The organism is Rhizobium sp. KNZ2-6A, from assembly GCF_056755475.1.
On sequence record NZ_JBNDIC010000080.1, the window covers coordinates 1 to 21,083 of the forward strand.

A 21,083-nucleotide genomic window follows, 5' to 3' on the forward strand; every position below is an offset into this window, starting at 1 on the left:
GTCCTTTTACAGCACTTGGCTTGCGGAGCATTGACGAAAAGCGAGGGCCTGGTGTGGCGCCGGGCTCTCTCTCCGGGAGCGCGTGATAACAGCATGGCAAGATACATATTATCGAGAATTGGGCAGGCTCTATTCGTCTTATGGGCGGCATTCACCGTATCCTTCATATTGCTGCAATCCCTGCCGGGTGACGCGGTGCTGATCAAGTTTCAAAATCCGGACTATGGGCTCAGCCCCGAGCAGCTTGCCGAGATCAGGGCCGCTTACGGCGCCGATGGCTCGTTTCTGCATCAATATGTCCACGCCGTCTGGAGTTTCCTGACCGGCGATTTCGGTTACTCCCTGCAGGCGGGCGTGCCGGTGAACTCCTTGCTTGCCACCAACCTGCCGCCGACGCTGCTGCTTGCGGGACTTGGTTTCGCGGTGGCGACCCTTCTTGCCGTTCTGATTGCGATCGCCTGCAATCTTTCCGGTTTTGCCTGGCTGCGCGGCTTGATCCAGTCCGTTCCGTCGCTCTTCATATCGGTGCCGACCTTCTGGCTCGGCATCATGCTCATCCAGATATTTTCCTTCCGGCTTCGCCTTGTGCCGGTGATCAATCCGGGTCCATGGGAAGGCCTTTTCCTGCCCATCCTGACGGTTGCGGTGCCGATCTCGGCTCCGCTCGCGCAGATACTGCTGAAGAACATAGACGAAGTGCTGATGAGACCCTTCGTGCCCGTTGCGCGCGCCAAAGGGCTTTCGCATGCAAAGGTGCTGTGGCGGCACGTCGCCAAGAACACGCTACTGCCGGTTCTGACCGTTGCCGGTCTACTCTTCGGCGAACTGATTGCCGGCGCTGTCATCACCGAAACGGTCTTTGGGCTCAATGGCATCGGCGGGCTCACGAAGCAGGCGGTGGATAGCCAGGATGTCGCCGTTCTGCAGGCGATCGTCGTCATTGCCGCAAGTGCCTTCGTCGTCATCAATCTCGTGATCGATCTTCTCTATCCCGTGCTCGATCCCCGTCTGAAGACCAAGCTGGGAGCTGCATGATGGCAAGCATCGAAACCGCTCAACGTCATCCGGGCCCCGATGGTTTCGCCCTGGAGGAGGGCACACAACCGGCGACGCTTCAAACCAAGCTTCGCAGAAACCTCGGATCCGGCCGGCGATGGCCGGCAATCCAGCCCGGCCTCGTTCTGGCGTGCGTCGTGCTCGCGCTCGCTGTGCTTTGGGCGCTCTTTCCCGGCATCTTCACGGTCTACGATCCCATCCAGGGCCTGCCCGGCCAGCATCTCCGGCCGCCGAGCGCGGCGCATGTTCTGGGCACGGATTCGCTCGGGCGGGATCTTTATGCCCGCATCGTCCATGGCGCCGTGCATTCGGTGTCCGGCGCGCTTTCTGCCGTGGGCACCGCCCTTCTGGTGGGTACGACGCTCGGTGTCCTTGCCGGCTCGCTGGGCGGAAGGCTTGAGACTGTCATCATGAGGCTGGTAGACGTTTTGCTATCGATTCCCGATCTGCTGCTGTCGCTCAGCATCATCGTTCTACTCGGCTTCGGCACCGTCAATGCTGCAATCGCCGTCGGCTGCACGCTGATCGCGAAGTTTGCCCGTTTGGTCCGCTCCGAGGTGGTCACTGTGCGGCGAAGCGAATATGTCGAAGCCGCCTTTGGCAGCGGCGGCACTTTCTTGAAGGTGCTTTGGCGTCATATCCTGCCCAATTCGCTGACCTCGGTGATTGCCTTCGCCGCGCTTCAGGCTGGTTGGGCTATTCTGCAGCTGTCGACTCTCGGTTTTCTCGGCTACGGCGCGCCGCCGCCGACCCCTGAATGGGGTTTGCTGATTGCCGAGGGGCGCAACTATATCGCAACCGCCTGGTGGCTGACGGCCGCTCCCGGCCTCGTCGTCGTGCTCGTCGTCATTTCCATCAATCGCATCAGCCGCGCAATCGGGAGTATCGGCAAATGACGGCCCTCGTCACTGCAACGCCTGGTCATAAGGGCACACCCATCCTCGATGTAGCGGGTCTGCGGGTTGCCTATCGCGACAGGAGCGGGCTTCGCCCGGTCGTTCACGATATCGATTTTCAGGTGCGTGCCGGTGAAGTCGTCGCCCTTGTGGGCGAGTCCGGTTCCGGCAAGAGTTCGACGGCGCAGGCGCTTATCGGCCTTTTGCCGGAAGGCGGGATTCTGCAGCAGGGGACCATCCGCCTGAACGGCGAGGATATTGCCGGCTGGCCGCAAAGACGACTGGATGGCATTCGCGGATCCGTGGTCAGCCTCGTGCCGCAGGACCCGGGAAACTCGCTCAATCCGGTGAGGACGATCGGGGATCAGGTCGCCGAAATTCTGACGGTCCACGGAAGGGCATCGGGAGCAGCCGCACGCGTTCAAGCGGTCGAATTGCTTGAACGCGTCGGCCTCAGCCAGCCGCAATTGCGCGCAAAACAATATCCGCACGAGCTTTCCGGTGGCATGCGCCAGCGTGTGCTGATCGCCATCGCCGTCGCGCTGAAGCCTTCGCTGATCATCGCCGATGAACCCACGAGCGCCCTGGACGTCACCGTACAACGGCACATTCTTGATCTGATCGACGATCTCAGGCGCGAATATGGCACAGCGGTTCTTCTGGTGACCCATGACCTCGGTATCGCCGCAGACCGCTCCGACAAGCTGATTGTCCTGCAGCATGGCCGCATCCAGGAAAAGGGCCCCACCGCCGACATTTTGAGACATCCGCAAAGCGACTATACGCGACGCCTGCTTGCCGACGCACCATCGTTGAATGCGCGGCCGAAGCGCTCGCCGGCCGCCACCGTCTCATCGACGCCGCCGGCAGGCGATATCATCGTCGTCGACGGGCTGGTTCAGGACTTCGCAGGCGGTAGCGGCGGCGGTTTCAGGGCTGTGGACGGCGTATCGTTTCGCGTCCGCCGTGGCAGCACTCATGCAATCGTCGGCGAATCCGGTTCAGGCAAGACAACGACGATACGGGTCGTGTCCGCTTTCCAGCGCCCGACCTCCGGACAGGTTCTGATCGACGGGCTGGACCTGTCGACGCTGCGCGGCGAAACGCTCAGGCTTTTCCGCAAGAAGATCCAGCTTGTCTATCAGAATCCCTACAGCTCGCTTGATCCGCGGCAGACGATCGAAAGAATCGTGGAGGAGCCGCTATTGAATTTCGAGCGACTTCCGAAACGCGAGCGCTTGGCGAAGGTGGCGCTGACCCTCGACAAGGTCAAGCTGCCGACGGACGCCCTGCAGCGGCGGCCGCATGCACTGTCTGGCGGACAACGCCAACGGGTCGCAATTGCCCGAGCATTGGTGCTGGACCCGCAGATTCTGGTGCTGGACGAGGCAGTCTCCGCACTTGACGTCACGGTGCAGGCGCAGATCCTCGATCTGCTCGACGAGCTGCAGCGCGAACTCGGGCTGACGTATCTTTTCGTCTCTCATGATCTCGCGGTCGTGCGGCAGATCGCCGATACCGTCTCCGTGCTGAATGGCGGCCGGCTGGTCGAGACTGGCACGATCGAAGAGGTCTTCAACAATCCGCAAAGCTCCTACACGCGCGAGCTGATCGACGCCGTACCCGGTAAGAAGTTTCCGCGAGCGGTAAGTAGCTCTCCCATTAATGCAGGATGATCGCATGGATACGTCAACATTACCGAAAAGACTAGGCTTCTTCAGCCGCGTCCTGGACCGGGCGGATGCGGCAACCCGCTACAGGCTGGTTGCCGAACAGATCATCCATGCCGAAAAGCATGGCTTCGACAGTGCCTGGGTAGCGCAGCACCATTTCAACGGCGAAGAGGGTGGTTTGCCCGCACCGTTGGTATTCCTTGCTTCCCTGGCTCCGCGAACATCGCGTATCCGTCTCGGGACTGGCGTCATCACGCTGCCTATGGAAAATGCGGTACGTGTCGCCGAGGATACCGCTGTGCTCGACAGTCTGCTCGCCGGGCGGCTGGAGGTCGGTTTTGGCACAGGCGGTACGCCGCAGGCTTTCTTGCCTTTCGGCCTGGAAAGCAGTCAGCGCACGGAGATCTATGGCAGGCATCTCGCAGTGGTACGCGACGCATGGGCGGGCCATGAACTGACAGGCGGCAACCGTCTCTATCCCGCCGCGCCGCATGTGCGTGATCGTGTCTGGCAGGCGACATTTTCCGCTGGCGGCGGTTTGCGTGCCGGCCGCGATGGTGACGGGCTGATGTTGTCGCGCACGCAGCCACGACCTGCTGAGACGCCGGACGCCAAGCTCTCCGACCTGCAGAATCCGATCATCGACGCCTATCTTTCGGCGTTGCCGGCCGGGCGTCAGCCGCGGATATTGGGCTCGCGGAGCCTCTTCGTTGCCGACAACAGAAAAGAGGCGCTGCAATTTGCCGATATCGGCCTGCGGCGGATCGTCGAACACTTCAAAGCAACCGGCTTTGCGGTTCCAGGCGAGAGCACGGCGGATTTGATCAGAGCCTTCGATGTTCACGTCGGCACCCCTGATGATGTTATCGCATCGCTTCAGGCGGATGCTGCGCTGGCGCGGGTCACGGATCTGGTCTTTCAAGTGCACTCCGTCGATCCGCCGCATGACTATATTCTGCGCTCGCTCGAACTGACCGCAACCCATGTCGCCCCCGCACTCGGCTGGGCACGGCAAGGTTCACTCGAAAATGATCGTCGCGTCGTAACGCGGGCCTGAGCACCGGCATCTGAAGAAAAGGCTTCAACCATGACCTTGCAGACCAAAGACATCATCGATTTCCTCGCGGGAATAGAGCGCGGTTCCCATCTTGATCATGTTCGGGCGCGGCGGCCAGAGACGCGTCTCAATGCTCAGAGGAGCTATGAGGCCCTCTTTGAGCCCGAGCATTCGGGGAGCGTAACCCCGGCGGAACGCTTCGCCGTCGCCGCCTTCGTTGCCGGGTTGCACAAGGCGGCCGAAGCCAAGAGCTTCTATTTCTCCAGGCTGCAGGATGAGGCGCACGGCTCCGCGCTCGCTACCGTCATCGGCATCGAGTTGGAGCGCGGTGGAGCACTCGGACCCTATGGTCATTATCCGGCTGGCCCGCTTTCCAGCGAGGACCGGCCGGGCCTCGTCTATGAGGTTTCAGGCGAGAGCCGAAAGCTTCTTGACGAGAAGCTTAGCGCGGCGCTCGAACACAGCCATCTTTTGGTCTTCCGCCCGAGAGAAGCAACTGCTGCGGCGTTGCAGAAGCTCCTAGAGGCCGGCTGGACGACCACCGGCATCGTGACCTTGTCGCAGATCACGGCATTTCTGACGTTTCAGATCAGGGTCGTTGCCGGTCTGCGGGCGCTGGCGGCAAATTCCACCAATGTCGGACAGGTCACCCAAGCCTAATTGAACGAACAAGGAATCATTCCATGACCGAGACCGTCATTCATCCCGAAATAGCGAACCGGCCGAATGCCTTCACCCAAGCCGAGATCGGCTGGACGTCGTGGCTGCAGCCAATTGAGGAAGCCGAGCTGACCGAGCGTCATTGGGCCGGCCTTGTGGATGCATCCCGCGCGAAATCGCCTTATTTCATGTTGCTGGTGCGCGACCCCGACATTCTCCAGGCCCGCACCAAGACGGACAAGGATATCTTCTACAACGTTTCGGAGGGCCTGCCCCGGGCTGAGCGCGAACTGGCTGCTACGGCGGCGTCACGAGCCAATGGCTGCATTTTCTGCGCCTCGGTACATTCTCGTTTTGCCTCCCATCATTCCAAGCGGACGGATGACGTGCAGCGTCTTTTGGATGAGGGACTTCACGCCGATCTGGGCAGCCGGTGGAACGCAATTGTAGAGGCTTCGGCTGCCTTGACGGCGACGCCAGCGCAATTCGGAGCAGGGGAAATCAGCAGGTTGCGCGAAGAAGGGTTGGGGGACTTGGAGATCGCAGATGTGATCCATGGTGCCGCCTTCTTCAACTGGGCAAACCGGTTGATGCTTTCGCTTGGCGAGCCGACGCCAGCGACCTGACCCTCTTTTCCGGACATGAGCTCTAAATTAGCTGCGAGGGAAGTAGCTCGGTCTACGGGAGTCTCTCCATCGAGGGTCAAAGCGAATGCAGATTTGGACAATGTGAGAAGGGATTATGCAGCTGGTGGCTAGTGAGCATAACTGCTTGAAGGGTTCCGAATTGCAAGCCTATAGCTATTGCTCTGCGGTTCGGATCCTATCAAGAGCGTGTAAACCCCACGTAAATTTCGCAACAAAGTCCATATGCAGATAATGAGGATCTTCCGAGTGATGAGGAGGCGGGCTTCACTTCGGCACAATACGTCCGGTTGTTTGGGACCTTGTGCGATCGTCCTTGTACGTCAGAAGTCTCCTTGCCCAATGGATGTCGCCAAACGCTGCACGAAGTCCGCGATGTAGAGCGAGGCGTTGGTGGCCCGTTTGTGCACCGCGATCGTCTGAGGAATTCGCGAAAACACTCCGTCTACCATCCGGAAGCCTTCCATCCGCTCCGAGGCGTTGAAGAGGAATTCGGTCAGTCCAGCCGCCGCGTCGCATTCTCGGTCGGCGAGAAAGTCGAGGGCCGCCGTGGGGCTGTCGGCATGTAGCACCGTTGCTCGCTTGAGTGTTCGCTCAAGCTGCTTCGTATAGGCGGCGCTACGCGCGGAAGCGATGCGAATTCCGGTGGAATCCAGCTCGTCCGCCGTCCGGTAGGGTGAAGCTACTGGAACCAGGTAGGTGGCTTCGACCGAGATATAGGGAGGCGAGAAGCTGAAGCGATCGGTTCTTGATGGGTCTGACGCGATGAAGGCGATGTCCCACTCATCGCCGTCGGCAGCGGAAAGAATATCCGCAGCCGATCCGTATCGTATCAGAGAAAGCCCTCTATAAAGTTCGTGGGCGATCCTATCCGCAATTTCCGCGCTCGGTCCCACCAAGGCGCGCGCGTTTTCGTCCCAGCGAATCAACGCTGTGTTCGACATGTTGACGGCGGCCCTAATGATTCCAGCCGGCGCTATCTCCGACCGGACCTGCTCCAAATTGAACATATGTTACGTCTCCCTAGAGCGTGATGCCGAAAAGTGTAGGCGGTTTTCGGAGGACATTACGCTCTACTTCGTTGAGTCTGGAGCGGATTCAGATTTTAGGTCGAACAGACCTAAAATCAGCCGGCTCTAGCGCGAAAACCTGGACGCAAGTGCTTCCGATCCTCTGGCAAGGAGAGCAACATCGACGCCAACTGCGGTGAACAGCGTTCCCTGCGCAATGCAGCGAGCCGCAAACTTCTCGTCAGGCGTCAAGATGCCCGAAGGCTTGCCGATAGCTTTCAAGCGTTCGATCGCATTCTCGATTGCCGAAACTACCTCGGGATGACCCGGTTGGCCGGGATAGCCGAGGCTGGCTGCGAGGTCCGCCGGACCGATGAAGATCCCGTCGACTCCGTCGACCCCTGCAATGGTTTCAAGCCGATCGAGCGCCTCTCGTGTCTCGATCTGCAGCAAGAGGCAGATGTCCTGTTCCGCAATCTGCGCGTAGTTCGGCACGCGCCCGAAACGGGTGGCGCGGGTGAGGGCGGATACGCCGCGGATACCTCGCGGTGCGTAACGCGCCGCCGCCACGGCCGCCTTCGCCTCCTGTTCATTCTGCACATATGGAATGAGAAGCGTCTGGACGCCGATATCCAGAAAACGCTTGATCAATACAGGGTCGTTGAAGGCCGGGCGCACTACGGGGGAGACGTCGTACGGCGCGATCGCCTGCAACTGTGGAAGCACAGTAAGAACGTCGCTGGGAGAATGCTCGGTATCGAAAAGCAGCCAGTCGAAACCGGACGGTGCGACGATTTCCGCTGTATAGCTGCCCGGAAGGCCGCACCACAATCCGATCTGACTTTGACCGGCCTGGAGTTTTCGCTTGAAGCTGTTGATGGGGAGTTCCATTAGATCCTCACACGAATGAGACGCCGATTGAGCCGACGGGACCGTAGTCGGCCTGGATCACGTCGCCCTGGGCGATGTCCACGGGGCGGGTGAAAGAGCCGGCCAGCACGATCTGGCCCTTTTTCAAACCGCCGCCCACAGCATGGAGCTTGTTTACCAACCAGGCGATCCCGGCTGCCGGATGGCCCATGATCGCTGCAGAAACACCGGATTCCTCGATAATGCCGTTCTTCGAGAGGGTGGCGCCCACCCAGCGGATGTCGACGTCCATTGGGCGAATGATGCGCCCGCCAACAACGATCGCCCCGAAAGCGGCATTGTCGGCGATCGTGTCGGTGATCGCCCTCGGAACCTCGGTGCGATAGTCGATGATCTCGAGAGCCGGAACGACGAATTCGGTCGCCCTCATCACGTCATAGATCCGCGTACCAGGCCCCTCGAGATCCTCGCCCATCACGAAGGCGAGCTCGACTTCGAGGCGGGGCTTGATAAAGAGGTCCGCCTTGATCTGCGCTCCGTCGTTGTAGAGGGCGTCGTCGAGGATGACACCGTAGTCAGGCTCGGTCATCTTGGATGCCATCTGCATCGCGCGCGACGTAAGGCCGATCTTGTGGCCTACGACCCGAGCACCCCTAGCAATCCGAGCCTCCGCCCAGAGCGCTTGAATTTTGTACGCGTCTTCAAGCTCCAGATCGGGATAGGTCTTGCTCGGTTGAACGATTGGCTTGCGGTCGGTTTCTGCCTTCAGAAGGGCGTTGGCCGCCTCTCGGCGTTCCTGTTCTGTGATCATCGGTTCGGCTCTGTCGTTGGTTATTTGATTGGCGGGCGCGGCAGCACGGCTTCGCCGGGCTCCATGACGTAGGTGTAGTCGAGCGAGAACCAGGGCCCCTCGATGCCGGGTTCGGACGGATGCGGTTCGTCATGGCGGACGAAGTCGCCGGTCAGGGCTGCCGTCACTCCAAACTGAACGTCGGAATCGATGTTGGGATCGCTTGGATCGAAGACCTGGGAAATCAGCGTCTTGTATCCCTGCTTGAAGATCAGGGCGTGAAGATGCGCTGGTCGGTACGGGTGACGTCCCTGCGCCCTTAGCAGTCGGCCGACGACGCCATCGACCGGGATCGGGTATCCGACCATCTTCACGGTACTGAACCAGAAGCGGCCGTCGGCGTCCGTGGTGAACTTGCCCCGAAGGTTCATTTCAGCCTGATCGGGGTCCTGATTTTCATAGAGCCCAACAGGAGAAGCATGCCAGACGTCGACCTCGGCACCCGCGATCGGCCTGCCGTCGCGGTCTACCACCCTGGCGCGGACATAGAGCGGCGTGCCTGGCGTGTCGGAGCGGATGATCGTACCGCCGTTTTCGACACGGGGAGAGTTCAGGCGCCAGAACGGGCCGAGAAGAGACTGCGACGTCTCCGTCTGGCCGCCGTCGCCGTTGTTCAAAAGGCAAACCAGCGAGGATACGCCGAGAGATCCGGCCATGAGAACAAACTCGTTGTGGCTGTCCGTCTGCAGTTGTCCGATCTCGTTGAGTATTGCCGTAGCTTCGCGGAACTCGACTTCGGACAATCTCACCTCCCGCACGAATGCATGGAGATGCTTCACCATCGCTACGAGGATTTCTCGCAGGCGTGGATCCTCAGTTTTGTTCATCACCGCGAGGACGGCAGGCGTCAACTCGCTTTCAGTTTTTATGGCCATAAGAGTACCTCCCACTGGCGCTGACTATTAAAAATAATCGATTATCTGTCAATGAATGTTACGACGCCTTTTTCCGTTGGCGGGAAGAAAATTGGCTCTACATTGTATTAAGGTGCTGAATTTATTGAATTAAATTCACAAGTTGATCGAGTTTTAGCTACAAAACGGGCCCTTCTTCGCTTTCTCGTTGACATAAATAATCGTTTATCATATCGATCATCGACAGTTGATCAGAATTGTCAGGGAGTAGGGATGAGCTCGACCGACGACAGCGCCTCTGCGCCAATGACAGACGAGGAAACGGCCTCCGCGGGTTTTTCCGATGATGGCAAGAACACGATCGGAAGCCAGCTGGCATCGCGTCTGCGCGAGGCGATCATCTCCGGCGAGCTGGAGGCCGGCAGCAAGATCAATCTCGACAAGGCTCGCCGCACGTTCAACGTTAGCTTAAGCCCTCTGAGGGAGGGACTTGCCCGCTTGATCTCCGACGGCCTGGTGGAGTTTCAGGACAACCGCGGCTATCGCGTAGCTCCGATCTCGCTGGCGAATCTGGAAGAAATCACGACGCTGCGCGAAGAGCTCGAAGTCTTCGCGCTGCGGGAATCCATGCGTATCGGCGATGTCGAGTGGGAGAGCAACATAATGCGCTCGCTCCATCGCCTGAACCGCACGGATCGAGATGCCTCACGGCCTGAGACGCTTGAGCAATGGGAGGCACTTCACCGGGAATTCCATCTCACGCTCATTTCCGGCTGCGGCAAACCGCTTCTGTTGCATTTCTGCGGCCTCTTGCTGAACCTGAATGATCGATACCGCCGAGTTTTCCTCATCAGGACTTCCGGCGACCGGAACGTCGGGCAGGAGCACAGCGAGATTGCGCAAGGAGCGGTCGCGCGGGATATCGAATACGCCAGCGAGAAACTGCGACAGCACATCCACCGCACGGGGACGAACCTTCGAAATCATCTCGCGACGAAAGGGATCGTGTGATGGTGGCGCCTGGATCAAAATCAGAACAAAAGATTGGCGTAGCGCACTTCTCCGCCATCTCCCTGGCGCCGAGCGATTTTGCGAAGGCCGCAGCGGGGGCGGGCTTTTCCAGGATCGGGCTGAGGCTGAATCCGGCCTTTCCTGGAGCGCCGTACTGCGAGCTGCCTGCAGGCGGCCACGCAGCGGAAGAATTGAAAGCCGTCCTGCGCGGCGAAGCGCTCGAGGTCTTCGATATCGAGTTCTTTGTCATCGATCCCTCGTTCAACGCCTTGTCTCTGGAGCCCATAATGGCCGCGGCTGCCAACATCGGGGCCAAGCGTCTAAGCGTGTGCGGCGACGATCCGGAGCAGAGCAGGCTGCAGTCGAACTTCACCGAATTCTGCGGCCTTGCAAGCGGCTACGGATTGGCAGTCGATATCGAGAACATGGGATGGCGGACGGTCAGAACCTTCGCCGACAGCGTCAATCTCCTGAAATCGAGCGGCGCGCCCAATGCCGGCGCACTCGTTGACGGAGTGCATTTCTTCAGGAACGGCGGAACGTTGACGTCGCTGCGCGCCGAGATCGACAGGGTCAAGCACGTCCAGTTGTGCGACGTCATCGGACCCGCTCCGAGCACGGCGGAGGCCATGATCGCGGAGGCCCGAGGCCAGCGTCTTGTCCCTGGCGAGGGCGAATTGCCGTTGGGTGAACTGGTTGCAATAGCCGACGGGGCAGCATCGATCTCGGTCGAAGTACCTCTTTCAGGCTCGGCAGACGCGGAGGAGCATTTGAAACGCCTGTTCGAAGGGGCCTTACGAATATTTAAGCCGGGTCAGTGATCGCGGCGCCGGCGAGGCGAGAGCCGCGCCGAAGGGAGGAAGCTAGTAGATGGGTTACAGGTTTGATTTTGGCGCGGTCTTCGACCGCGCCCCGGAATTGTTTTGGGGTTCGCTCGGAACGTTGGGTCTCGCCTTCGCCGGGATGCTGCTCGCTCTCGTGATCGGAATCCTGGGCGTTGCAGCAAGAACGTCGAAGACCGCGTGGGTTCGCGCTCCGGTGATCGCGTTCGTCGAAGTCGTCCGCAACACGCCGTTCCTGGTGCAGATCTTCTTCATCTACTTCGCCCTTCCGCTTACGGGCATCCGTCTGAACCCGACGGTCACCGCAATTATCGCGCTGGGGATCAACGGAGGCGCCTACGCTATCGAGATCATCCGCGGGGGCGTTGAGAGCATCAGCAAGGGACAGATCGAAGCCGGTTTTGCGCTCGGGCTGCACAAGGCCGACGTCTTCCGGCTCATCGTTCTCAAGCCGGCACTGCGAGCGATCTACCCGTCTTTGACGAGCCAATTCGTGATGCTGACCTTGACCACGTCGGTGTGCACCTCGATCGCCGCATATGAGCTGACATCCGCAGCGCAACGCATCGAGTCCGATACGTTCCGAAGCTTCGAAGTCTACTTCACCGTGACCGCAATCTACCTGGTCATCTCAAGCCTGATGATGGGAATCTTTGCTCTGATCTCCCGTTCCTACTTCAACTATCCGACTCGATAGGAGGCGCTCATGGGTCCCATCGGCGAAAACGAGCTGTTCTTCATCCTGCAGGGTCTGAAATGGACCGTATTGCTGGCGATTATCGGTTTCATTGGCGGAGGCGTGTTCGGCATCTTGATCGCGCTTGTGCGCACGTCGAAGCATCAGTTCGCGAGGCTTGCATCATCCGGCTACATCGCGCTCTTCCAAGGTACGCCGCTCCTGATGCAGCTTTTTGTCGTCTACTACGGCGTTGCCTTGCTTGGCATCGACGTCAACGCCTGGGTCGCTGTCGCGATCGCGTTCACTCTCCACGCAAGCGCCTTCCTCGGCGAGATATGGCGCGGTTCGATTGAAGCCGTTCCCAAAGGGCAGACCGAAGCCGCGAACGCTCTTGGCCTGCATTACGTCTCCCGAATGAAGGACGTGGTTCTGCCACAGGCTTTGAAGATCTCGATGCCCGCGACCATTGGCTTTCTTGTGCAGCTCATTAAAGGGACGTCGCTTGCGGCGATCGTGGGCTTCATCGAGCTGACCCGGGCTGGCCAGATCATATCGAACCAGACCTACCGCCCGCTGCTCGTCTTCGGGATCGTCGGAATAATCTACTTCGTGATTTGCTGGCCCCTTTCCCATGTCGGAAGCGGCCTTGAGAAACGGATGGCAAAAGCCGCCCACTAAACCTGCTTCGGGAGAAGTAAACAACACAAGAGGAGGAAAGTGCAATGAATACCAATCGCAGGAAATTCCTCGGTCTAGCGCTGGCGACCGCTACCTTCGCCGCCGTTGGCGCTGCGGCAGCCACCGCAGCATCTGTCGAGGAGATCAAGTCGAAGGGAACGCTCGTCGTGGGCATCCAGGGCGACAACGCGCCTTGGGGCTTTGTGAACTCGAGCGGCAAACAGGACGGCTTCGATGCCGACGTGGCGACGCTGTTCGCCAAGGAGCTCGGCGTGAAAGTCCAGTTCCAACCGCTCGCGGTAGCGAACCGTATCCCCGCGCTGACGACCGGCAAGGTCGATATCCTCTTCGCCACGATGGCGATGACGGAAGAGCGCGCCAAGTCGATCCAGTACAGCAAACCTTATGCCGCCAACACGATTTCGCTTTATGCCGCCAAAGCCGACGCCGTGAAATCGCCGGCCGATGTGGCTGGTTGGGAAATAGGCGTGCCGAAGTCCAGCTCGCAGGACAAGGCCGTAACCGACGCGGTCGGATCGAAGGCCACCATCCGCCGCTTCGACGATGACGCGGCCACTATCCAGGCCCTGATCTCCGGACAGGTAAAGGCAGTGGGCGGCAATCAGTTCTACGGGCAGAGGCTCGATGCAGCCAGTGCCGGCACCTATGAACGAAAGATCGACTTCCTGACGACGTACAACGGCGTGGGAACGCGGCTCGGCGAGAAGGACTGGAACGAGACAGTCAACGCCTTCCTCGACAAGATCAAGGGCAACGACGAACTCGCGGCCATCACCAAGAAGTGGATGGCAATCGATCTTCCCAAATTCCCTGAATCCATCCCCAACATCCCGTTTACGGTCAAGTAAAGCATAAATGGAGGGCGCCGTGCTCAATTCCCCCAACGATCAGTCGACCCTGATATCCCTGGATAAAGTGGAGAAATGGTACGGCTCCTTCCACGCCCTGAAGAACATCAATCTGTCGGTTCGCAAGGGAGAGAAGATCGTCCTTTGCGGGCCGTCCGGTTCCGGCAAGTCCACCCTGATCCGCTGTATCAACGCTCTTGAACTGATTCAGGGCGGCAATATCGTGGTGGAAGGTCAAGTGCTGGACGGTACTACCAAGGCGGTCGACGCCATTCGACGTGAAGTCGGAATGGTTTTCCAGAACTTCAATCTGTTCCCGCATATGACCGTCCTGCAAAACTGCGCGCTTGCACCCATGAGAGTGCGGGGCGCAAGCCGTGCCGACGCGGAGAAGTTGGCGCGAAAATATCTCGAGCGCGTCCGTATCCTCGATCAGGCGGAAAAGTATCCAGCACAGCTCAGCGGCGGACAGCAGCAGCGCGTCGCCATCGCGCGCGCCCTGTGCATGGAGCCGAAAGCGATGCTTTTCGACGAGCCCACGTCCGCCTTGGATCCAGAAATGGTCAAAGAGGTTCTCGACACCATGATCGGCCTCGCAAGAGACGGCATGACCATGATCTGCGTGACCCATGAAATGGGCTTCGCCCGGCAAGTCGCTGACAGGGTCATCTTCATGGCTTCCGGAGAGATCATCGAGGAGGCGGAGCCCGAAACCTTCTTCAAGAACCCCACGCATGACCGGACGAAGGCATTTCTCGGCGAAATCCTCGCGCATCACTGAACGGGCAGAGACATGGACAACAACAAATTCCTGGTCGGCCTCATCGGCGCCGACATCCAAATGTCAAAGTCGCCGGCGCTCCATGAAACGGAAGGGCGCCACCTGGGACTTGATTATGAGTACGAGCTCGTGGACCTGGCAGAGCGCGGATTGCCGCCTTCCGCGCTGCCGGATCTTCTGAACGAGTTGGAAAGCCGCGGCTTTGCGGGAACCAACATCACCCACCCATGCAAACAGACCGTGCTGCCTCACCTGACGCGCCTGTCCAAAGATGCCGAGATGCTTGGAGCCGTAAACACGGTCGTGCTTCAGAACGGCGAGCGGATCGGACACAACACCGATTGGTATGGCTTCTACAAGAATTTCGAGCGCGGCTTGCCCGATGTCGCGAAGGCTCATGCTGTTCTGCTTGGCGCTGGCGGGGCTGGGGTGGCCGTCGCGCACGCTGCCGTGAAACTCGGCATAGAAAAGCTCTCGATCTTTGATCAGGACGAGCGCCGCGCCTCCACGCTCGCCGACCAGCTCAACGAGAGATTTTCAGGAGAGGTTGCAAGGTCGGTCCGGGACGTCGGTGCTGCGCTCGCCACCGCGGACGGCCTGATCCACGCCACGCCGACCGGTATGCGAAGCCATCCGGGGCTTCCGATAGATCCCGATTGGATACAGCATCGTCACTGGGTGGCGGATATCGTCTACATGCCCTTGGTGACCGAGCTCCTTGCGTTGGCAAAGCAGAAGGGGTGCCGAACGCTCCCAGGCGGAGGAATGACCGTGTTTCAAGCGGCCGCAGCCTTCGAGCTTTTCACAGGCCTGTCGCCCGACACGGAGCGAATGTCGCGCCATTTCGACGAGCTGTGCCGAGTGACAGCGTGATCGGGGGACTACTCCATGCCGCATATTATCATCGACTACAGCCGAGGCGCGGCGGAACGCGTCGCCATCGACGAGTTGACCCGCGCGGTTCATCGCCGAGTCCGTGACGGAGGACTGGTCAAGCCAACCGTGGTCCGTACCTTCGCCAGAGAAGCCACCGTCTCCTGCGTCGGTGACGAGCATCCCGACAACCACTTCGTGCAGATAATTGTACGCATGGCCCCAGGTCGCACTCCGGAGGTCAAACGAGAGCTGCTGAAATCGGTGCTCGAAGCTGCGCGTGACGTCGCAGCTTCCGCACTGGAAACCGGCCGGCTCGGGCTTCGCGCAGATCTCTACGAATCCGACCCAAACTTCGCGTTTCAGGACATAGCGTTCGCCTGATCCCGGCAACGCCTAACAAGGACAAATGCAATGAGCCTCATCTACGTTCTCAACGGACCAAACCTAAACCTCCTCGGCAAGCGCCAGCCGCATATCTACGGGCACGAGACATTGGTTGACGTCGAGGCGGACTGCCGAAAGTTGGCGTCGGAACTGGGGCACGAGATCCGTTTCCATCAAAGCAACCGCGAATACGAGATCATCGACTGGATCCATCAAGCGCGCGAGGACGGCGCTGGCATTGTCATCAACCCCGCCGCGTTCACGCACACTTCGCTTGCTATCCTCGACGCACTGAATACCTTTGAAGGCCCCGTCATCGAGATCCATATCTCCAACGTCCACAAGCGCGAGAGTTTTCGCCACCATTCCTTCGTGTCCCACCGGGCCGACGGCGTCATCGCTGGTCTCGGCACCGAAGGCTATCAACTCGGCATCCGCAGAGTTGCGACCATGCTCAAGACCGAGAAGAAGGACTGATAGCGATGGCGACCCGGGTCAAGCTGGCAGTCCTTGGGGCGGGGCTGATTGGCAAGCGTCATATCAAGCATGTGATGGAAGAGCCGGCCGCAGAGCTGGCGGCAGTTGTGGATCCCACGCCAGTCGGCCAGGCGATCGCGAGTGAGGCTGGTGTCAGCTGGTTCCCCAGTTTTGCCGACATGATGATTTCCGAGCGCCCTGACGGAGTCATCATCGCGACGCCGAACCAGGTGCATGTTCAAAATGGGTTGGAAGCCGTGGAAGCGGGCGTACCGGCGCTGATCGAAAAGCCGATCGCGGACGATAGCGCTGCCGGAGAGAAGCTTGTGCAAATGGCTGAGGCCAAAGGCGTGGCGCTGCTGACGGGACATCACCGCCGGCATAATCCGATGATGCAGAAAGCGAAGGAGATCATCGACAGCGGGACGCTCGGTCGGATCCTGATCGTGAATGCGATGTTCTGGCTGTTCAAGCCGGACGAATACTTTGACATCCCCTGGCGGCGAGAGCGCGGAGCGGGGCCGGTCTTCCTCAACCTAATTCACGACATCGACAACCTCCGTTTCCTTTGCGGCGATATAAACGCCGTACAGGCGTATGAATCCAACGCAGTGCGAGGCAATGCCGTCGAGGAAACCGCTGTTATCCTCATCGAGTTCAAAAGCGGTGTTCTCGGTACTGCTTCCGTGTCCGATTCCGTTGTCGCGCCGTGGAGCTGGGAGATGACGACGGGAGAAAATCCCGCTTACCCAAAAACCGCAGAGACTTGCTACATGATCGGCGGAACACACGGATCTCTGGCCATGCCGTCGCTGGAAATATGGAGCAATGCCGAAAAGCGAAGCTGGACCGAGGCATTTGAGCGCGACAAGGCCGCATTCGAAAACGAGGATCCGCTTGTCCTGCAGATCCGTCAGTTCTGCAAAGTCATTCGGGGCGAGGAAGCTCCTTTAGTCAGCGCTCGGGAAGGCTTGGAGACATTGAAAGTCATTGAGGCCATCAAGCGGTCGGCCGCGATGGAAAGACGCGTCGTCCTTTAGCCAGGAGTCCCGGCAAGCGGCGAGAAAACGCATAGCTGTTTCATAACAGAATCTTACCCCGCGAAGCGCCTACGACTCAGTACGTTAGATAAATTTCAGAATGGGTCGTTGGTTCGCATCCCTTCAAGGCGAAAAGCGCCTGCGCTGATGGCCCGCTGCGGACAGTGATCGAAACTCTTCGGACGCTACGACAGCAGGGTCTCGTTCGGGCAAAGTCGCGTTCTCGTCGTCTGGACCGACCTGATCTTTCCGAATGGCTCGACGCTGCAGATCGGTGGCATGGCGGGCACAGATGCTCAAGGCTATGGCGGCTTCAATAACAAGGTGAACAATCACTATTGGAAGACATTCGGGTCGGCTGCGCTTCTCCCGCTGATCGGTACCGGGATCGACGCGTCACTGCCCGAAAGTTCGACCCTTGCGACGCAGGAGACGGCCTCCGATGCGGCGCGGCGAAATTTCGCGGAGAGCTTCGGCCGCGTTACTGAGCAGACAATCAGTCGCAATCTCAATGTTCAGCCGACGCTCGAAATCCGCCCCGGTTACAAGTTTAATGTACTCGTCGACCAGGACATTGTTTTTCCTGCGGCATACCGCAGCTGAGTTTTGCTGATGGAATGCCCTATGTGTGGGCGCGCACCAGCGTTCAAAAACGAGGACGTCAGGACGTGCGTCCCCGACAATCCGGCGTGCGACTACCTCGTCGGTGATATCGGCCGCGATCGTCGCAACCCCAAGACGCGTTACGAGGGGCAGTTCTTCCGTTCGTTAGGGGCTCAGTTTCTTATTTCGCCGCATAGGCTGCTACAGTTTAATACAAAAAGCTCGTATCTGGACACGTCCGAAAAACATTCGGGGCGTACTTCTTTCTGTCATTGCCGCGACCCAAAGGTCGCAGAAATACCAGTGGAGAACGCCAAAATGCGCACATCAGTATCGTTTGCTAGCTCCGGAGTGAGTATCGCCGGACATTTTTACCAACCGCAGGACTCAAACGGGTGTTCAGTCATTATTGGACATCCCGGCACTTCAATCAAAGAGCAATCGCCGTCCCTATATGCGCAAAAACTGTCCGACCGAGGCTTTACAGTCTTGACTTTTGACGCTGCATACCAAGGAGAAAGCGGAGGTTTGCCGCGAGGCTTTGAAAACCCTTCGCAACGCGTAGAGGATTTCAAAGCTGCCGTATCCTTTCTGAGCCTGCGACGAAAGGTCGACGCTAACAGAATCGGTGTTTTGGGTATATGCGCATCCGGTGGTTACGTCATTCATGCTTGCGCGGGAGACCGCAGAATAAAGGCAGTGGCGACCATCGCGGCGGTCGACGTCGGCCTTCAAGTTCGTGTCGGTCCCGACGGGAAACAGGACCCAGCTGTTATCAATAGCCTGTTAGACTTGGCAGCTCAGGCGAGAACTGAAGCGGCAAAAAGCGGAGAGATCGGCAGCTTCCCGATTTTTCCAGCCACCGAAGAAGAGGCACGCCTGGGGGGACTTCATGTCTTCGAAGGGTGGGACTATTATTGCACCGACCGGTGTGGCCATCTGCGCTCGGCAAAGTCACTGACGTGGGATAGCCTGGATCGAATGGCAACATTCGATGCATTCCGTTTCATCGATATGATCGCACCAAGGCCTCTTCTGATGATTACAGCCGAAAAAGCAGTTACAGCGTGGATGACGCGCGATGCTGTTGCACAAGCAAAAGAACCAAAGTTGCTCTATACTGTCAAAGGCGCTTCCCACGTCGACCTCTACGATCGGGAATACGCAGTCAATGACGCGATGGAGCAATTGATTCCGTTCTTCTCTAGGGCGCTTTAACCCTAACCTACGTCGGCCGGCAGGAGAGCAGTCGAGGGATCGGTTGGAGGATCGGGAAGACCTGATTGTCGATTGGGAGAATACGCTCATCAAGTATTGGCAGCACCGGGTCACGCATCGGATTTTTGAAAATGCCATGCGCAACCAGGACTACAACCGGCACATGCTGGCCATGTGCCGAAAGATATTCGGCGGCTCGTCTCCGAACTAAGCGCCCGGATCCGTTCAAGCAGCCCGCCGGCAGAGGGTCAGGACGAAGAACTCGCGATAACAAAAGTCCGGCTGATCAAGAAGGCTATCCGGATCCCTGGCCAAGTTCTCCCAATAGCGATGGTCGCTCTCGGGTAAATCGTAATCGGGGGCTACCGCCGTGAAATAGGCGATCAGATCGCGGACATAGGCGCGGGTATGTGCGCCGGCCGGCGCCCAGCGCTCGACGAGCCAGCCGCGGCGCCAGAGCACGTCGATGCCGGTATCGCGTATTCGTGTCGGAATAGTGGAGCCGCAATCCGTGCCAAGCACGCCACGCTCACGGAACTTCCGCAGCCGCACCGCCATGAATCGGGTGAAAACGCCGTGATCCATCGGCAGGATCTGCAGCATCGTGGAATCGAAATCCTTGACGGCCAGGATGCCGCCAGGTTTCAGAACACGGACCGCTTCGCTTGTGGCTAGCCTGAATTCCTCCGGCGTCAGATATTGCATGACATTCGCGGACCAGACGCAATCGAAAGATTGATCGTCGAAGGGCAGTGAAAGGACGCTGCCGACGTGAGCACTGAAAAATGGGCCATTGTCGACCTTGCTCATCATTCCTTCTGCCCGCCGAACATTTTCGGGCGCGAGGTCGAGAGCCGCGACCGTGCCTTCGGGGCCGGTACTATCGCAGATCAACGGGAGGAAGCTGCCGCTGCCGCAACCGGCATCGAGCACCGACCAACCGGGCTGAATGCCGACCTGCCGCAGTGCGCCCTCATATTCGGGACGCGATGATTCGAAGTGAAGATCGAGCCAATCGACGCCGCTGGCTTCGTGCCCCGTCGACGTTTCGTTCTTAGCGGACATCGATGCATCCCCCAATGATGACATTTCTTCGATAGCAAGGCCGAAGGGCAAAGGCGAGGGATGGTTTCGCCCTTTCGTAAAATATCAACTTCCGAGTTAGCCGAAGGATCACCAGTTCGCATCGGTTCAAGACCACTGACGGAAGACTTTTGTCGCGTTACATCTCTCGGAATATCCCTGGCCGCCGACTGAGGAAGTTCTGCGTTCTTTGCGGTTAGTGCGAGTGATTGGCTTCTTCACTCGGAAACTTCAGTCGAAGTCCGGCGCTCTCCCGGCCAGGCCGTTAGCGCGATGTCGATCAGCCGCTTCAGCAGAGCATTACAGGCACCGTCGCAGGCCTGGGCGGACATACCCTGGATAACCGCACCGTAGAACCGCGCAAGCGTATCGGTGTCGGTTTGCGTCGGCAGTTCACCTTCCTCGACGGCACGGTCGAAGCGGGCTTTGAGGGTCTGCATCGATGCTTCACGTAAGGCCGCCGTCATACGCGCGACGGACGCATTTTCTTCGGCATGCTGCAGGACGGCTGTCGAGACCATGCAACCTGGCGGCTTGTCCGGTTGGGTATCGCCGTCGGCGATATCATAAAGGTAGAGGCCGAGCGCTTCGTAAAGCGGAAGATTGGATTGCAGGATCTGCGACCGGCGCGTGCTTTCACGGGCAATGCTGAAGTCGAGCGCCTGACGGTACAGTTCTTCCTTGGAGCCGAACATCGAATAGAGCGTCGGCGGATTGATTCCCATGGCTTTTGTGAGGTCGGCCGTGGAAGTTCCCTCGTAACCACGTTCCCAGAACAGGTGTGCCGCGATGTCGAGCCCGATATCGCGATCGAGCACACGCGGTCTGCCCCGTTTGCGGGTCGGCTCTTCCATTAAAATAGTGATCCCTATTTAAATATTGACAGCGTCGGTTTCACTCTTAATATAGAGATCACTATTTAATTAGCAACGGAGTTGTCCATGTCCCACAGACTCGCAGATAAGATAGCCC

Annotated in this window: 23 protein-coding genes and 1 pseudogene; 18 read left to right on the plus strand and 6 right to left on the minus strand. The window is 58.9% G+C overall.

Features of this window, described 5'->3' with window-relative positions:
- Positions 1-93: 93 nt before the first annotated feature.
- The 6 genes from ACPYOP_RS30930 to ACPYOP_RS30955 are packed head-to-tail and all read left to right on the plus strand — an operon-like array spanning position 94 to position 5,968.
- A complete protein-coding gene (locus ACPYOP_RS30930) occupies positions 94-1,035 on the plus strand; it encodes an ABC transporter permease (protein ID WP_481414050.1) in 942 nt (313 codons plus the stop codon).
- Complete coding sequence (locus tag ACPYOP_RS30935) at positions 1,035-1,952, plus strand: ABC transporter permease (protein ID WP_481414051.1); 918 nt, start codon at positions 1,035-1,037, stop codon at positions 1,950-1,952. Before ACPYOP_RS30930 ends, ACPYOP_RS30935 begins: the two co-directional genes overlap by 1 nt.
- Complete coding sequence (locus ACPYOP_RS30940; RefSeq protein ID WP_481414052.1) at positions 1,949-3,628, plus strand: dipeptide ABC transporter ATP-binding protein; 1,680 nt, start codon at positions 1,949-1,951, stop codon at positions 3,626-3,628. The genes ACPYOP_RS30935 and ACPYOP_RS30940 overlap by 4 nt, the downstream gene beginning before the upstream one ends.
- Positions 3,629-3,632: 4 nt before the next feature.
- Complete coding sequence (locus ACPYOP_RS30945) at positions 3,633-4,682, plus strand: putative FMN-dependent luciferase-like monooxygenase (RefSeq protein ID WP_481414053.1); 1,050 nt, start codon at positions 3,633-3,635, stop codon at positions 4,680-4,682.
- A gap of 30 nt (positions 4,683-4,712) precedes the next feature.
- Positions 4,713-5,342, plus strand: a complete 630-nt coding sequence (locus tag ACPYOP_RS30950; protein WP_481414054.1) for a CMD domain protein — start codon at positions 4,713-4,715, stop codon at positions 5,340-5,342.
- A gap of 23 nt (positions 5,343-5,365) precedes the next feature.
- Positions 5,366-5,968 (plus strand): alkylhydroperoxidase domain protein, encoded by a 603-nt coding sequence (locus ACPYOP_RS30955; protein ID WP_481414055.1) that lies wholly within the window; start codon positions 5,366-5,368, stop codon positions 5,966-5,968.
- A gap of 341 nt (positions 5,969-6,309) precedes the next feature.
- Here the strand turns inward: ACPYOP_RS30955 and ACPYOP_RS30960 are convergent, their stop codons facing one another.
- The 4 genes from ACPYOP_RS30960 to ACPYOP_RS30975 all read right to left on the minus strand — a co-directional run bounded on the left by ACPYOP_RS30960 (position 6,310) and on the right by ACPYOP_RS30975 (position 9,591).
- Entirely contained in the window at positions 6,310-6,996 is a 687-nt protein-coding gene (locus tag ACPYOP_RS30960; RefSeq protein ID WP_481414056.1) for a type 2 periplasmic-binding domain-containing protein, read from the minus strand.
- 126 nt (positions 6,997-7,122) lie between these two features.
- Complete coding sequence (hpaI, locus tag ACPYOP_RS30965; RefSeq protein ID WP_481414057.1) at positions 7,123-7,887, minus strand: 4-hydroxy-2-oxoheptanedioate aldolase; 765 nt, start codon at positions 7,885-7,887, stop codon at positions 7,123-7,125.
- 7 nt (positions 7,888-7,894) lie between these two features.
- Positions 7,895-8,677 (minus strand): 2-oxo-hept-4-ene-1,7-dioate hydratase, encoded by a 783-nt coding sequence (gene hpaH / locus ACPYOP_RS30970; RefSeq protein WP_481414058.1) that lies wholly within the window; start codon positions 8,675-8,677, stop codon positions 7,895-7,897.
- Between the two features lie 20 nt (positions 8,678-8,697).
- Positions 8,698-9,591, minus strand: a complete 894-nt coding sequence (locus tag ACPYOP_RS30975) for an intradiol ring-cleavage dioxygenase (RefSeq protein ID WP_481414059.1) — start codon at positions 9,589-9,591, stop codon at positions 8,698-8,700.
- A gap of 252 nt (positions 9,592-9,843) precedes the next feature.
- On the opposite strand from ACPYOP_RS30975, the gene ACPYOP_RS30980 reads away from it, so the two are divergent.
- The 12 genes and pseudogenes from ACPYOP_RS30980 to ACPYOP_RS31035 all read left to right on the plus strand — a co-directional run bounded on the left by ACPYOP_RS30980 (position 9,844) and on the right by ACPYOP_RS31035 (position 19,028).
- Entirely contained in the window at positions 9,844-10,581 is a 738-nt protein-coding gene (locus ACPYOP_RS30980) for a GntR family transcriptional regulator (RefSeq protein WP_481414060.1), read from the plus strand.
- Positions 10,581-11,402, plus strand: coding sequence for a sugar phosphate isomerase/epimerase family protein (locus ACPYOP_RS30985; RefSeq protein ID WP_481414061.1), 822 nt, complete (start codon positions 10,581-10,583; stop codon positions 11,400-11,402). Before ACPYOP_RS30980 ends, ACPYOP_RS30985 begins: the two co-directional genes overlap by 1 nt.
- Positions 11,403-11,451: 49 nt before the next feature.
- Positions 11,452-12,120, plus strand: coding sequence for an amino acid ABC transporter permease (locus ACPYOP_RS30990; RefSeq protein WP_481414062.1), 669 nt, complete (start codon positions 11,452-11,454; stop codon positions 12,118-12,120).
- Positions 12,121-12,129: 9 nt separating this feature from the next.
- Complete coding sequence (locus ACPYOP_RS30995; protein ID WP_481414063.1) at positions 12,130-12,780, plus strand: amino acid ABC transporter permease; 651 nt, start codon at positions 12,130-12,132, stop codon at positions 12,778-12,780.
- Positions 12,781-12,824: 44 nt separating this feature from the next.
- Complete coding sequence (locus ACPYOP_RS31000) at positions 12,825-13,649, plus strand: transporter substrate-binding domain-containing protein (RefSeq protein ID WP_481414064.1); 825 nt, start codon at positions 12,825-12,827, stop codon at positions 13,647-13,649.
- 19 nt (positions 13,650-13,668) lie between these two features.
- Entirely contained in the window at positions 13,669-14,430 is a 762-nt protein-coding gene (locus tag ACPYOP_RS31005) for an amino acid ABC transporter ATP-binding protein (protein ID WP_481414065.1), read from the plus strand.
- Between the two features lie 12 nt (positions 14,431-14,442).
- Positions 14,443-15,303 carry a shikimate dehydrogenase gene (locus ACPYOP_RS31010; RefSeq protein ID WP_481414066.1) on the plus strand — a complete coding sequence of 287 codons (861 nt, stop codon included), beginning with the start codon at positions 14,443-14,445 and terminating at the stop codon, positions 15,301-15,303.
- 15 nt (positions 15,304-15,318) lie between these two features.
- Positions 15,319-15,687 carry a 5-carboxymethyl-2-hydroxymuconate Delta-isomerase gene (locus tag ACPYOP_RS31015; RefSeq protein WP_481414067.1) on the plus strand — a complete coding sequence of 123 codons (369 nt, stop codon included), beginning with the start codon at positions 15,319-15,321 and terminating at the stop codon, positions 15,685-15,687.
- A gap of 30 nt (positions 15,688-15,717) precedes the next feature.
- A complete protein-coding gene (gene aroQ / locus ACPYOP_RS31020; protein WP_132591303.1) occupies positions 15,718-16,167 on the plus strand; it encodes a type II 3-dehydroquinate dehydratase in 450 nt (149 codons plus the stop codon).
- Between the two features lie 5 nt (positions 16,168-16,172).
- Complete coding sequence (locus ACPYOP_RS31025) at positions 16,173-17,207, plus strand: Gfo/Idh/MocA family protein (protein ID WP_481414068.1); 1,035 nt, start codon at positions 16,173-16,175, stop codon at positions 17,205-17,207.
- Positions 17,208-17,375: 168 nt separating this feature from the next.
- Positions 17,376-17,810: pseudogene (locus ACPYOP_RS31030) on the plus strand (TrbI/VirB10 family protein); the annotation flags it as partial.
- A gap of 318 nt (positions 17,811-18,128) precedes the next feature.
- Complete coding sequence (locus tag ACPYOP_RS31035) at positions 18,129-19,028, plus strand: alpha/beta hydrolase (RefSeq protein ID WP_481414069.1); 900 nt, start codon at positions 18,129-18,131, stop codon at positions 19,026-19,028.
- A gap of 225 nt (positions 19,029-19,253) precedes the next feature.
- Here ACPYOP_RS31035 and ACPYOP_RS31040 read toward each other — a convergent pair whose 3' ends face one another.
- Together ACPYOP_RS31040 and ACPYOP_RS31045 are read right to left on the minus strand one after the other, a co-directional pair.
- A complete protein-coding gene (locus ACPYOP_RS31040; RefSeq protein WP_481414070.1) occupies positions 19,254-20,093 on the minus strand; it encodes a class I SAM-dependent methyltransferase in 840 nt (279 codons plus the stop codon).
- 236 nt (positions 20,094-20,329) lie between these two features.
- A complete protein-coding gene (locus ACPYOP_RS31045) occupies positions 20,330-20,965 on the minus strand; it encodes a TetR/AcrR family transcriptional regulator (protein WP_481414071.1) in 636 nt (211 codons plus the stop codon).
- Between the last annotated feature and the right edge of the window lie 118 nt (positions 20,966-21,083).

Coding starts and splice junctions, on each gene's coding strand:
- ACPYOP_RS30930 (WP_481414050.1), top strand. CDS start 94: ATGGCAAGATACATATTATCGAGAATTGGGCAGGCTCTATTCGTCTTA.
- ACPYOP_RS30935 (WP_481414051.1), top strand. CDS start 1,035: ATGGCAAGCATCGAAACCGCTCAACGTCATCCGGGCCCCGATGGTTTC.
- ACPYOP_RS30940 (WP_481414052.1), top strand. CDS start 1,949: ATGACGGCCCTCGTCACTGCAACGCCTGGTCATAAGGGCACACCCATC.
- ACPYOP_RS30945 (WP_481414053.1), top strand. CDS start 3,633: ATGGATACGTCAACATTACCGAAAAGACTAGGCTTCTTCAGCCGCGTC.
- ACPYOP_RS30950 (WP_481414054.1), top strand. CDS start 4,713: ATGACCTTGCAGACCAAAGACATCATCGATTTCCTCGCGGGAATAGAG.
- ACPYOP_RS30955 (WP_481414055.1), top strand. CDS start 5,366: ATGACCGAGACCGTCATTCATCCCGAAATAGCGAACCGGCCGAATGCC.
- ACPYOP_RS30960 (WP_481414056.1), bottom strand. CDS start 6,996: ATGTTCAATTTGGAGCAGGTCCGGTCGGAGATAGCGCCGGCTGGAATC.
- hpaI (WP_481414057.1), bottom strand. CDS start 7,887: ATGGAACTCCCCATCAACAGCTTCAAGCGAAAACTCCAGGCCGGTCAA.
- hpaH (WP_481414058.1), bottom strand. CDS start 8,677: ATGATCACAGAACAGGAACGCCGAGAGGCGGCCAACGCCCTTCTGAAG.
- ACPYOP_RS30975 (WP_481414059.1), bottom strand. CDS start 9,591: ATGGCCATAAAAACTGAAAGCGAGTTGACGCCTGCCGTCCTCGCGGTG.
- ACPYOP_RS30980 (WP_481414060.1), top strand. CDS start 9,844: ATGAGCTCGACCGACGACAGCGCCTCTGCGCCAATGACAGACGAGGAA.
- ACPYOP_RS30985 (WP_481414061.1), top strand. CDS start 10,581: ATGGTGGCGCCTGGATCAAAATCAGAACAAAAGATTGGCGTAGCGCAC.
- ACPYOP_RS30990 (WP_481414062.1), top strand. CDS start 11,452: ATGGGTTACAGGTTTGATTTTGGCGCGGTCTTCGACCGCGCCCCGGAA.
- ACPYOP_RS30995 (WP_481414063.1), top strand. CDS start 12,130: ATGGGTCCCATCGGCGAAAACGAGCTGTTCTTCATCCTGCAGGGTCTG.
- ACPYOP_RS31000 (WP_481414064.1), top strand. CDS start 12,825: ATGAATACCAATCGCAGGAAATTCCTCGGTCTAGCGCTGGCGACCGCT.
- ACPYOP_RS31010 (WP_481414066.1), top strand. CDS start 14,443: ATGGACAACAACAAATTCCTGGTCGGCCTCATCGGCGCCGACATCCAA.
- ACPYOP_RS31015 (WP_481414067.1), top strand. CDS start 15,319: ATGCCGCATATTATCATCGACTACAGCCGAGGCGCGGCGGAACGCGTC.
- aroQ (WP_132591303.1), top strand. CDS start 15,718: ATGAGCCTCATCTACGTTCTCAACGGACCAAACCTAAACCTCCTCGGC.
- ACPYOP_RS31025 (WP_481414068.1), top strand. CDS start 16,173: ATGGCGACCCGGGTCAAGCTGGCAGTCCTTGGGGCGGGGCTGATTGGC.
- ACPYOP_RS31035 (WP_481414069.1), top strand. CDS start 18,129: ATGCGCACATCAGTATCGTTTGCTAGCTCCGGAGTGAGTATCGCCGGA.
- ACPYOP_RS31040 (WP_481414070.1), bottom strand. CDS start 20,093: ATGTCCGCTAAGAACGAAACGTCGACGGGGCACGAAGCCAGCGGCGTC.
- ACPYOP_RS31045 (WP_481414071.1), bottom strand. CDS start 20,965: ATGGAAGAGCCGACCCGCAAACGGGGCAGACCGCGTGTGCTCGATCGC.